The sequence below is a fragment of the Amycolatopsis sp. DG1A-15b genome, assembly GCF_030285645.1.
GTDB lineage: Bacteria > Actinomycetota > Actinomycetes > Mycobacteriales > Pseudonocardiaceae > Amycolatopsis.
The window spans coordinates 9,786,076-9,797,856 of sequence record NZ_CP127296.1 but is presented as its reverse complement, the minus strand read 5'-3'; the positions used below and the strand labels follow the sequence as shown (position 1 = coordinate 9,797,856).

Genomic DNA, 11,781 nt, shown 5'->3' with positions numbered 1-11,781 from the left:
TCGAGGACCGGACCTGTCCTGGATGATCGTTAGGGTGACGACGTGGAGACCTTGAGCCGCCGAGCCGTGAACCGCGCCACGTTGGAGCGCCAGCTGCTGCTGCGCCGGGCGAAGATGTCCGCCTTCGACGCGGTGGCGCACCTGGCCGGGCTCCAGGCGCAGGCGCCGTTCCCGCCGTACTTCGGGTTGTGGTCGCGGGTGGAGGGGTTCCAGCCCGCGGAACTGGCGGAGCTGCTCGAGAGCCGGCGCGTGGTGCGGATCGCGCTGATGCGCGGCACCGTCCACCTGGTGACCGCGGCGGACGCGCTGGCGTGGCGGCCGGTGGTGCAGGTGCTGTACGACCGCGACCTGAAGCAGAACGCCCTGCACGCCCGCGAGCTGGCCGGGCTCGACCACGACCTCGTCAGCGAGGCCGCGCGGAAGCTGCTCCTCCACGGGCCGATGCCGGGCACGGCGCTGGGTGCCGAGCTGGCGCGGACCTGGGACGTCCCGGCGGCCTCCCTGACCCACCTGGCCCGCGGCCGGCTGCCGCTGGTGCAGACCCCGCCCCGGGCGATCTGGGGCAAGGCCGGGCAGACGACGTACGCGTGCCTGGACGAGTGGGTGGGCGCTCCCCTGTCGCCGCCTTCGCCCGCTTCGCTGATTTCGCGGTACTTGCGCGCCTTCGGCCCGGCCACGGTGGCGGACGTGCAGACGTGGGCGGGCATCACGCGCCTGGGTGAAGTGGCCGCTTCGATGGACTTGCGCCGCTACCGCGACCCGGACGGCCGCGAGCTGCTGGACCTGCCGGAGCTGACGCTGCCCGGCGAGGACGTCCCGGCCCCGCCGCGGCTGCTGGGACCGTTCGACCAGATGATCCTGTCGTACGCGGACCGGACCCGGGTGATCTCGGACGCCTACCGCAAGCGCGTGATCTCGCACAACGGCCTGGTCAAGGGCACGCTGCTGGTCGACGGCCAGGTGTGCGGCTTCTGGGAGATCAAGGCGTCGCGCAAGGCCGCGGTGATCGAGCTGTCGCCGTTCGACAAGCTGGCGAAGCGGGCCCTGGCGGCGTTGGAGAAGTCGGCGGCAGAACTGGTGAAGTGGGCCGAGGCGGCCGCGGAGACGCACGACGTGCGCGTCCTGCCCCCGGAGTGAGCTGGCCGGAAATCTCGATTGAGTGACCGTTCGTGGCCTGTTGTCACAGCCTTGGAGTCCGTAGCTTTTCCGGCATGACTGGTTCGGCGAAGGGGCCGTCGGTGCTGATCGTGGGCACCGGGTTCGGCGGCATCGGCACGGCGATCGAGCTCAAGCGCGCCGGGTTCACCGGCTTCACGATCCTGGAGAGCGCCGCCGGACCCGGCGGCGTCTGGCGGGACAACACCTACCCCGGCGCCGCGTGCGACATCCCCTCGCCGCTCTACTCCTTCTCCTTCGAGCCCAACCCGCGGTGGCCGAAGCGGTTCTCGCACCAGCCCGACATCCTCGCCTACCTGCGGCGCGTCATCGCGAAGTACGGGCTCGAGCCGCACATCAGGTACCGGACCGAAGTCACCGGGGCCGCGTTCGACGAAGCGCGGAGCATCTGGCGCGTCGAGACGCGGAGCGGGGAGAGCTTCGAGGCGAACGTCTTCGTCCCCGCCGTCGGGCAGCTGTCGCGGCCGGCGCTGCCGGACATCCCGAACCGGGAGAGCTTCGCCGGCGACGCCTTCCACTCCGCGCGGTGGGACCACGGCGTCGACCTGACCGGCAAGCGCGTCGCCGTGATCGGGACCGGGGCCAGCGCCGTGCAGTTCGTGCCCGAGCTGCGGAAACGCGCGCAGCACGTCACGGTCTTCCAGCGCACGCCGCCGTACGTCATGGCGAAGTCCGATCCGAGCTACCGGCGGTGGCAGCACTGGCTGTTCGAACACCTGCCGCCGACCCAGCTGCTCGGGCGGCTGCGGATCTTCCTGCTCGCCGAGTACGCCACCTACGCGATGACGCGCCACCCGGTGCTGGCGAAGATGTTCGAGCTGCGGACCGCGCAGCTGCGGCGCCGCCACATCAAGGACCCGGAGCTGCGGGCGAAACTCAAGCCGGCGTACCCCCTGGGCTGCAAGCGGATCCTCTTCACCAACGACTACCTGCCCGCGCTCGCCCAGCCGGACGTCGACGTCGAGACGCGGCGGATCCGCGAGATCACCGAGAAGGGTGTCCGGGTCGAGGACGGGACGGAGATCGAAGCGGACGTGCTGATCTACGGCACCGGCTTCGCCGCGACGGAGTTCCTCGGCCGGCTGGCGGTGCGCGGCCTCGGCGGGCGGTCACTCGGGGACGAGTGGTCCGGCGGCGCGCGGGCGTACCTGGGCATGACCGTGCCCGGCTTCCCCAACCTGTTCTGCGTCTACGGGCCCAACACGAACCTCGGCGCCGGGTCCATCATCTACATGATCGAGCGCCAGGCGCGCTACATCCGGCAGGCGGTGGAACGGCTCGCCCGGCCCGGCGTGTCCTATTTGGACGTGCTACCGGAGGTCGAGGAGCGGTACGACCGCGAGGTGCAGCGGCGGCTGGGCCGCAGCGTGTGGACCGCCTGCACGAGCTGGTACCGGCAGGCCGACGGCCGGGTGACGACCAACTGGCCCGGCCTGGTCACCGAGTACGACCGCCGGACCCGGCGCTTCGACGTCGCCGACTACCGGGTGGCGGGCTGATGGACTACGACGTCCTGGTGATCGGTTCGGGGTTCGGCGGCAGCGTCACGGCGCTGCGGCTGACCGAGAAGGGCTACCGCGTCGGCGTGCTGGAGACCGGCCGCCGGTTCGCCGACGACGAGTTCGCGAAGACGTCGTGGCGGGTGCGGAAGTACCTGTGGGCGCCGGCACTGGGCTGCTTCGGCATCCAGCGCCTGACGCTGCTGAAGAACACGTTCGTGATGAGCGGTTCCGGCGTCGGCGGGGGTTCGCTGGTGTACGCCAACACGCTGTACGAGCCCCCGGACGGGTTTTACGCCGACCCGCAGTGGGCGCACATCACGGACTGGAAGGCCGAGCTCGCGCCGTACTACGACCAGGCGAAGCGGATGCTCGGCGTGGTCGAGAACTCGGCGACGACGGCCGCGGACCGGGTCCTTCGCGAGGTGGCCGTCGACATGGGCATCGGGCACACGTACCGGCGCACGCCCGTCGGCGTCTACTTCGGACAGTCCGGGGTGGACCCGTTCTTCGGCGGCGCCGGTCCCCTGCGTTCTTCCTGCACGCTGTGCGGCGAGTGCATGACCGGGTGCCGGGTCGGGGCGAAGAACACGACCGTGAAGAACTACCTGTACCTGGCCGAGCAGGCGGGCGCCGTGGTGCACCCGCTGACCACCGCGATCACGGTGCGGCCGATCTCCGGCGGGTACGCGGTGGACACGGTCCGCACCGGCCGCCGGGCCCGCCGGACGTTCACCGCGACGCAGGTGGTGTTCTCCGCGGCTTCGCTGGGGACGCAGCGGCTCCTGCACCGGATGCGGGACACCGGGACGCTGCCTCTCGTGTCCCCTCGGCTCGGGCTCCTGGCCCGCACGAACTCCGAAGCGGTGCTCGCGGCCCGGTCGTTGCGCACGGACACGGACTACACGCGCGGGGTCGCGATCACGTCGTCGATCCACCCGGACGACGTGACGCACGTGGAGCCGGTGCGGTACGGGCGCGGCAGCAACCTGATGGGGTTGCTGGCGACGGTGCTGGTGGACGGCTCGCCGGGCCGTCGCCGCTGGGTGCTGGGCGTGCGCGAACTGTGGCGGTCCCGGCGCCACCTGCTGCGGATCCACAACCCGCGGCACTGGTCGGAGCGGATGATCGGGCTGCTGGTGATGCAGACGCTGGACAATTCCGTGACGACGTACACGAAACGCGGCCTGTTCGGCCGGCGCATGACGACTCGCCAGGGTTCGGGAGCACCGTCGCCGTCGTGGATCCCGGCGGGCCACGAGGTGACGCGCCGGGTGGCTTCGAAGATCGGCGGCCTGCCACAGGGGGCCTGGACGGATCTGGCGAACATCCCCATCACGGGCCACTTCATCGGCGGCTGCACGATCGGCGATTCCCCCGGAACCGGCGTGGTCGACCCGTACCAGCGGCTGTACGGGTACCCGGGGCTGCACGTGGTGGACGGCTCGGTGATCTCGGCCAACCTGGGCGTGAACCCCTCGCTGACGATCACCGCCCAGGCCGAGCGGGCAATGGCGTTCTGGCCGAATCGCGGGGAAGCCGATCCACGGCCTGAGCTGGGCTCGCCGTACCAGCGCGTGACGGCGGTGGCGCCGCGGAAGCCGGTGGTGCCGTCGGAGGCGCCGGGAGCCCTGCGGCTGCCGCTGACGCCCCGCTGAGGCCCTCCCGGACCGCGCCGCCGGGAGGGCCTGCTCAGCGCACGGTCAGGGCAGGCCCGCGAGCCCGGCCGACACCGTGTTGGCGAACGCGTACCCCTGCGACGCGTCCCAGTTGATCGACCACGTCATCGCGCCCCTGATCGACGGGTACGTCGCCGCCGGCTTGAAGCTGCCGCACGATGTTCCGCGGGCCAGGCAGTTCAGCGCCGAGACCGTGTTGGCCGGGGCCTGGTAGCCGCCGCCCGCTGCCTGCGGGGAGGCCGGGAGGCCCAGGCCGACCTGGTCCGCGCGCAGGCCGCCCTGGAGCTGGATGCAGGCCAGCGCCGTCAGGAAGTCGACCGTTCCCTGCGAATAGACGTTGCCGTTGCAGCCGTTCATCGAGCCGGAGTTGTAGTACTGCATGTTGACGATCGTCAGGATGTCCTTGATGTTCAGCGCCAGCTGAAAGTAACCCGCACCGGTGGACTGCATGTCGATCGTCTGCGGCGCCATCGTGATGACCTTGCCGCCGCCGTTGTAGATGCTCCGCAGCGCCTGGCCCATGTACGTGGCGTTGATGCCGTTCTCCAGGTCGATGTCGACGCCGTCGAAGCCGTAGTTCGCGATCAGCGACTTGATGCTGTTCGCGAAGTTGTTCGCCGAGGTCGAGTCGGCGACGCTGATCGTGCCGTTCTGGCCGCCGACCGAGATGATCACCTTCTGGCCGCGGGCCTGCACCGTCTTGACGTCGGCCTTGAACTGGGCGTCCGTGTAGCCGCCGAGCTGCGAAGACAGGCCGGAGTCGAGGGTGAAGCCCACCGCGCCCGGCGTGCCGGTCGCGTCCGCGAACGACACCGCGATGATGTTGTACTTCGCCGGGACGTCGGCGAGCTTCAGCGCCTTGGCGCCGTTGTAGAAGTTCTGCCAGTAGCCCGTCAGGACGTGCTTCGGCAGGTCACCCTGCGTCGGCGGCGTCGTGGTCGTCGTCGGCGGGGTGGTCGTCGTCGGCGGCGTGGTCGGAGTGGTGGGCGTGGTCGGCGTGGTCGTCGGCGGGGTGCCGGGGCCGTCGAGGCTGACGTCGTCGGCGAAGTACGCCGGCTGGCCGTACCAGCCGTGCAGGTAGACCGTCAGCGACGTGCTCGAGCCGGTCGTGAAGCTCAGCGACAGCTGCTGGTAGCCGCTGGTGCCGGGCGTCCACGTGCTGGTCGTCGCCGAGCCGGAGACGCCCAGGTAGACGTAGCTGCCCTGGACCCACGCCGACAGCTTGTACGCCGTGTTCGCCGAGACGGTGAGCGTCTGCGAGCACGGGGCGTTGTCCGACGACGACGGCGTCGCGTTCAGGGCGCGGCTGCCGCTGTGCACCGGCGTGCTCACCGCGGCCGCCGTGCCGGTGCACGTCCAGCCCGAGGTGCCGGCTTCGAAGCCGGGGTTGGCCAGGATGTTCGCCGCCGAAGCGCTGCCGGCGAGCACGAAAGTGACGCCGAGACACAGCGTCACCACGGAAAGTAAGGAAAGCAGAGCGAAGCGGACCTCGGGGACCACGGGCGACCTCCACGACACTGGTGAGGCAGGTCACCACAAAGTGGACTAGACCAATCTGATTGTCAAGCAGCCCCATCCGAAAGTCGGGGCGGCGGAAACGGCAGAATGAGACGATCGGAACCAGGCGAAGCAGGAGCGTGTTGCAGTGAGCGTGTCGGTCGAGCAGAAGATCGCCGAAGAACTGGGCGTGCGCGAAGGACAGGTCAAGGCCGCCGTCGAGCTGCTCGACGGCGGGTCGACCGTGCCGTTCATCGCCCGTTACCGCAAGGAAGTCACCGGCATGCTCGACGACGCGCAGCTGCGCACGCTCGAAGAGCGGCTGCGCTACCTGCGGGAACTCGACGAGCGCCGGCACGCCGTGCTCGAGTCCGTCCGCAGCCAGGGCAAGCTCGACGAGGCCCTGGAAGCCCAGATCCTCGCCGCGGACACGAAGTCGCGGCTGGAGGACATCTACCTCCCGTACAAGCCGAAGCGCCGCACGAAGGCCATGATCGCGCGCGAAGCGGGTCTCGAGCCGCTGGCCGACGGCCTGCTGAACGACCCGGCCACGGACCCGCAGGCGGCGGCCGCGGTGTTCGTCGACGCGGACAAGGGCATCGCGGACGCGCAGGCGGCGCTCGACGGCGCCCGCGCGATCCTCGTCGAGCGCTTCGCCGAGGACGCCGACCTCATCGGCGAGCTGCGGGAGAAGATGTGGGGCCAGGGCCACCTGGTCGCCAAGGTCCGGTCCGGGAAGGAAGAGGAGGGCGCGAAGTTCTCCGACTACTTCGACTTCTCCGAGCCCTACACCAAGCTCCCCTCGCACCGGATCCTGGCGATGCTGCGCGGCGAGAAGGAGGAGGTCCTCGACCTCACCATGTCGCCGGACGAGCCGAGCGACGAGCCGCAGGTGGGCCCGACCGACTACGAGTCGCGCATCGCCGCGAAGTTCGGCATCACCCAGCAGGGCCGCCCGGGCGACAAGTGGCTCGGCGACACCGTGCGCTGGGCGTGGCGCACCAAGATCCTCCTGCACCTGGGCATCGACCTGCGGATGCGGCTGCGCCAGTCCGCCGAGGACGACGCCGTCCGCGTGTTCGCGGCCAACCTGCGCGACCTGCTGCTGGCCGCGCCGGCCGGCACCCGCGCCACCATGGGCCTCGACCCGGGCTTCCGGACCGGGGTCAAGGTGGCGGTCGTGGACGCGACCGGCAAGGTCGTCGACACCCACGTCATCTACCCGCACCAGCCGGCGAACAAGTGGGACCAGTCGATCGCCGAGCTGGCGGCGCTGGCGGCGCGGCACAAGGTCGAGCTGATCTCGATCGGCAACGGCACGGCTTCGCGTGAGACCGACAAGCTCGCCATCGAGCTGATCAAGAAGCACCCGGAGCTGAAGCTGACGAAGGCGATCGTGTCCGAGGCGGGCGCGTCGGTGTACTCGGCGTCGGCGTTCGCTTCGGCGGAGCTGCCGAACATGGACGTCTCGCTGCGCGGCGCGGTCTCGATCGCCCGGCGGCTGCAGGACCCGCTGGCCGAGCTGGTGAAGATCGACCCGAAGTCGATCGGCGTCGGGCAGTACCAGCACGACCTGTCCGAGGTCTCGCTGTCGCGCTCGCTCGACGCGGTGGTCGAAGACTGCGTGAACGCGGTCGGCGTGGACGTCAACACGGCGTCGGCGCCGCTGCTGACCCGGGTTTCGGGCATCACGACGGGCCTGGCGGAGAACATCGTGTCCCACCGCGACACGAACGGGCCGTTCCGTTCGCGGATGGCGCTGAAGGAGGTCGCGCGGCTGGGCCCGAAGGCGTTCGAGCAGTGCGCGGGCTTCCTCCGCATCCCGGACGGCGACGACCCGCTCGACTCGTCGGCGGTGCACCCGGAGGCGTACCCGGTGGTCCGGCGGATCCTGTCGAAGACCGGCACGGACATCCGCGGGCTGATCGGCAACTCGCGGACGCTGTCGTCGCTGCGGCCCGGCGAGTTCGTGGACGAGACGTTCGGCCTCCCGACGGTCACGGACATCCTGTCGGAGCTGGACAAGCCGGGCCGCGACCCCCGCCCGGCGTTCAAGACGGCGACGTTCGCCGAGGGCGTGGACAAGATCGGCGACCTCAAGCCGGGCATGCGGCTGGAGGGCGTCGTGACGAACGTGGCGGCGTTCGGCGCGTTCATCGACGTGGGCGTGCACCAGGACGGGCTGGCTCACGTTTCGGCGCTGTCGAAGAACTTCGTGAAGGACCCGCGGGAGGTCGTCAAGCCCGGGGACATCGTGAAGGTGAAGGTGCTGGACGTCGACGTGCCGCGGAAGCGGATCTCGCTGACGCTGCGCCTGGACGACGAGCCGGGAGCGGCCGCGGGCAACCGCGGCGGCGAGCGCCGCGACCGCGGCCAGGGCGGCGGCGGCGGCCAGCGCCGAGGCGGCGGCGATCGGCGTGGCAGTGGCGGCGGGGGTGGCCGGGACCGCGGCGGGAACGCCGGCGGCAGCGGCTCGATGGCCGACGCGCTTCGGCGGGCCGGGTTCGGCAAGTAGAGAGACCTCCGGTGAAGGCGGGCCACCTGCGGGTGGCCCGCCTTCGCGGCGTTCAGGGCTACCGCAGCGCGAACAGGCCCACCGCGAACAGCACCACCGGAACCACGGCCGCAGCCGCGCTGATCACCCACGTACCCCCGCGCGACCCCGCCGGCAACGCATCCTGAACCAGCCGCCGCACCAAGGCCGCCTCCACCACCGCCGCCAGCAGGAATCCCAGTCCCACGCTGAAGATCGCCGTCGCACCGACGAACAGCAGGCCTGACGTCGAGGCCGCAGCCAACGGCGCCGCCACCTCCCAGCGCACCACCCCCGCGGCCGCCGCCAGCAGGGCCAGCAGCAGCACGAACGCCACCAGGAAGCCGATCCGGGCCGGCATCGGGTGAGGGCCGCGTGCGAAGAACCAGAAGCCGGCGTCGAGCGCCGCCACGACCAGCGCCAGCCCGACGAAACTCGCACGGAACGTCAGCACCCGATCACTCCGGTGACGTGAATGTCGCTTCCACACTGCCCAGCTCGCCGAAGTCCGCCACCACGTGGCCGCCCGCCCGGATCGGGCACGGCGGGGTCGCCGTTCCCGTCGTCACGATGTCGCCCGGGCGCAGCGACCGGCCGTGGCGGGGCAGTTCCATCGCCAGCCAGTGCAGCGCCAGCCGCGGGTCGCCCAGCACCAGGCTGCCGCTGCCGCGCGAGAACTCCTCGCCGTCGGCGTGGAGGACCACCGGGCGGCGGGGCAGGTCGAGGTCGCGCCACCCCGGCACCGGGCGGCCCGCGACGAACCGGCCCGCGCACGCCGCGTCGGCCAGCAGCTGCGGCCCGCCCGCGTGGCGGTGGTCGGTGTAGCGGCTGTCCGGCAGCTCGATCGCGAGGAACATCGTGTCGACCGCGTCGAGCACCGCGGTCAGCGACGGCGACAACCCCGGGTCGGCCTTGAGCCGGAAGGCGAACTCCGGTTCGGCGACGCCCATCGTCATCGTGTCCGCCGGGATCGGCGAACCCTCGACGTGGTGGAACCGCTCGAACATCGCGCCCGCCAGCGGTCCGGGGACACCGAGGTACTGGCGGGCGTACACGGTGGTCGCGCCGATCTTCCAGCCGGACACCGGCCCGGCCAACTCGGCGAGCGCCGCCTGCGCCGCCATGCCGTCGGCGAGGTCGCCCGGGCGGGCGTCGTCCGGGAGCCCCTCCAGCCGCTTGCCGGTCAGCCACGCGTCCCAGATCAGCTCCGCCGCCCGCTCTCGGTTCACGTCCGAGATCTTGCCAACCGGAACACCGGGTGTCGATCGGCTTCCGCGGCGAACGCCCCGGCCGGGTCGCCCGGCTTCGCGTCGAAGAACGGCGCCGTCACCGGGAGCTTGCGGACGTACGCGCGCAGCACCGGGCCCGCCGTGGCGGCGTCGGCCTCTTCGACCTCCCACGTCTCACGCGTGTCGCCGCGCCACAGCCGGGCGGTCGCGTCGGCGCGCAGGTTGTGCACCCAGCCGACCCGGCCGTACGGCGACACGAGCCAGCGGTCGCCGCCCACTTCGACGACGTTGACCGGAGTGGTGCGGTCGGCGCCGGAACGCCGCCCGCGCGTGGTCAGCAGCCACCCGGTGCTCCCGGCGATCGGAATGCCCCGGGTCAAGCATGCTGTCACCAGGACGTTGACCGCTTTCCGCAGGACACCCAGCCGGTACTTCCGCGCCATCACGGGTGCATAGCGTAGACCCCGGAAAGCGCCCGCACCCGTGCCCAGACGTTCTCGAACCGCCCGGCGTCCACCACCGGCTTGCGCAGCGCCGCCAAGGCGATCGCCTGCTGGGCCTCGGTCGAGCTCGCCTTGCCGTTGAGGTCCACCGCCGCGGCGCTGAAGTCCTGCACCAGCACCGCGAAGATCTGGTCGGCGACCTCGTCGTCCAAGCCGGTGATGCGGGCCTGCTCCAGGACGAGCTGGCCGTACACGATCAGCGTGAACAGCTCGGTCAGGGCGAGCCCGAAGTCGAGGTCGGCCTGCTGCGCCTCGTCCGGCGCCGCCTCGGTGAGCAGCTTGACCAGGTAGCCGGCCTGCTCGGTGAACAGCGCGACGTTCGGGATGTGGGCGGCCTCGGCGTAGGCGGTCTTCCAGTCGTGGAACCGGACCTTCGACAGGCCGCGCGCCGGGCCCTGGCGGAAGAGGAACTCGTCGTCCGCGGCGTCGGTGCGGGTCGGCACCGGCGCGTACTCCCGCGGCGCGAACAGGTAGTTCGGCATGAACTTCGCGATCAGCGCCAGGTTGACGGCCACCGTGCCCTCGAGCTTGGGCAGGCCGTCGATGTCGTTCTTGGACATCGCCAGGTAGGTGTCGGCCTCGAACCCCTTGGCCGCCACGACGTCGGCGACCAGCCCGATCACCTTCTGCGCCTCGGTGGTCACCTTCATCTTGGTGATCGGGTTGAACAGCAGGTAGCGGCGGTCGTCCGGGTTCGCGCTGCGGAAGTAGTCGACCGCGCGGTCGGAGAACAGCTTCATCGCGGTCAGCCGCGCGTAGGCCTCGACGAACTCGCGGCGGACGTGCGGGAAGTCCGTCACGGGCTTGCCGTAGAGCACGCGGTTGTGCGCGTGCGTGATGGCCTCGTACAGCGAGTGCGTGGCCATGCCGATGCCGCCGAAGCAGAGGTTGAACTTGCCGATGTTGACGGTGTTCAGCGCGGCGCTGAACGCTTCGGCGCCGACGTGCAGGATGTCCTCGGCCTGCACCGGGTAGTCCTCGAGCCGGAACTCGGCGACGTACATCTGCGACGGCACGACGTTCTTCACGACGTGGTAGTTCGGGTGCTCGGAGTCGGCGTAGAAGAAGACGTACTGGTCAGGGCCTTCGACACCGTCGATCCGGCCGAACACCGACACGGTGCGCGCGCAGTTGCCGTTGCCGATGTAGTACTTCGAGCCGGTCGCGCGGTAGCCGTCGCCGTCCTTGGTGAGCACCATGTCGGACGAGTAGATGTCGGCGCCGTGGTCCTTTTCGGACAGTCCGAAGGCGCCGACGCCGCCGGCGTCCAGCGCGTCGGCCGCGCGCTTGCGGGCGACGTCGTTGCCGCTCTGCCACACCGGGCCGAGGCCGAGGATGGTGACCTGCCACGGGTACCAGTAGTTGAGGCCGTAGAACCCGAGGATTTCCGAGAGCGCGGCGACGCGGCTGGTGTCCCAGCGCTTGTCCGGGTGGCCGCCGGCGTTCGCGGCCGGCGTCAGGAAGGTCGAGAACAGGCCTTCTTTGCCCGCGAACTCGATGAAGTCCGCGTAGAAGGTGCGGTTGTGGTAGTCCTCGGTCAGCTTCGCCTTGCCGCGCTGTTCGAACCAGTCGATGGTGGCGCGCAGCAGGCGCCGCGTCTCGGCGTCGAAGTGCGCCGGGTCGTACTCGCGCGGGTTCAGCAGCATGGGGGATCCTCCTCGATTA

Annotated in this window: 9 protein-coding genes; 4 read left to right on the top strand and 5 right to left on the bottom strand. The window is 70.8% G+C overall.

Features of this window, described 5'->3' with window-relative positions; genetic code table 11:
• Positions 1-42: 42 nt before the first annotated feature.
• The 3 genes from QRY02_RS45530 (at position 43) to QRY02_RS45520 (ending at position 4,333) form a co-directional block, all read left to right on the top strand.
• On the top strand, positions 43-1,137 hold the full coding sequence (locus QRY02_RS45530; protein ID WP_285988881.1) for a winged helix DNA-binding domain-containing protein: 1,095 nt from the start codon (positions 43-45) through the stop codon (positions 1,135-1,137).
• Positions 1,138-1,211: 74 nt separating this feature from the next.
• Positions 1,212-2,675, top strand: coding sequence for a flavin-containing monooxygenase (locus tag QRY02_RS45525; RefSeq protein WP_285988880.1), 1,464 nt, complete (start codon positions 1,212-1,214; stop codon positions 2,673-2,675).
• Positions 2,675-4,333, top strand: coding sequence for a GMC family oxidoreductase (locus QRY02_RS45520; RefSeq protein WP_285988879.1), 1,659 nt, complete (start codon positions 2,675-2,677; stop codon positions 4,331-4,333). The genes QRY02_RS45525 and QRY02_RS45520 overlap by 1 nt, the downstream gene beginning before the upstream one ends.
• A 45-nt stretch (positions 4,334-4,378) precedes the next feature.
• On the opposite strand, the gene QRY02_RS45515 is transcribed toward QRY02_RS45520, so the two are convergent.
• Positions 4,379-5,854, bottom strand: coding sequence for a chitinase (locus QRY02_RS45515; RefSeq protein ID WP_285988878.1), 1,476 nt, complete (start codon positions 5,852-5,854; stop codon positions 4,379-4,381).
• Between the two features lie 145 nt (positions 5,855-5,999).
• On the opposite strand from QRY02_RS45515, the gene QRY02_RS45510 reads away from it, so the two are divergent.
• Positions 6,000-8,366 (top strand): Tex family protein, encoded by a 2,367-nt coding sequence (locus QRY02_RS45510; RefSeq protein WP_285988877.1) that lies wholly within the window; start codon positions 6,000-6,002, stop codon positions 8,364-8,366.
• A gap of 58 nt (positions 8,367-8,424) precedes the next feature.
• Here QRY02_RS45510 and QRY02_RS45505 read toward each other — a convergent pair whose 3' ends face one another.
• Genes QRY02_RS45505 through QRY02_RS45490 form a run of 4 tightly spaced genes read right to left on the bottom strand, consistent with a single transcriptional unit; the run spans position 8,425 to position 11,762 of the window.
• Positions 8,425-8,838: a hypothetical protein gene (locus tag QRY02_RS45505; protein ID WP_285988876.1), complete on the bottom strand. Its 414-nt coding sequence runs from the start codon at positions 8,836-8,838 to the stop codon at positions 8,425-8,427.
• A 4-nt stretch (positions 8,839-8,842) separates the two neighbouring features.
• Positions 8,843-9,613: a 2-keto-4-pentenoate hydratase gene (locus QRY02_RS45500; RefSeq protein WP_285988875.1), complete on the bottom strand. Its 771-nt coding sequence runs from the start codon at positions 9,611-9,613 to the stop codon at positions 8,843-8,845.
• Positions 9,610-10,056, bottom strand: a complete 447-nt coding sequence (locus QRY02_RS45495) for a nitroreductase family deazaflavin-dependent oxidoreductase (RefSeq protein ID WP_285988874.1) — start codon at positions 10,054-10,056, stop codon at positions 9,610-9,612. Before QRY02_RS45495 ends, QRY02_RS45500 begins: the two co-directional genes overlap by 4 nt.
• Positions 10,056-11,762 carry an acyl-CoA dehydrogenase family protein gene (locus QRY02_RS45490; protein ID WP_285988873.1) on the bottom strand — a complete coding sequence of 569 codons (1,707 nt, stop codon included), beginning with the start codon at positions 11,760-11,762 and terminating at the stop codon, positions 10,056-10,058. The genes QRY02_RS45495 and QRY02_RS45490 overlap by 1 nt, the downstream gene beginning before the upstream one ends.
• Positions 11,763-11,781: the final 19 nt, after the last annotated feature.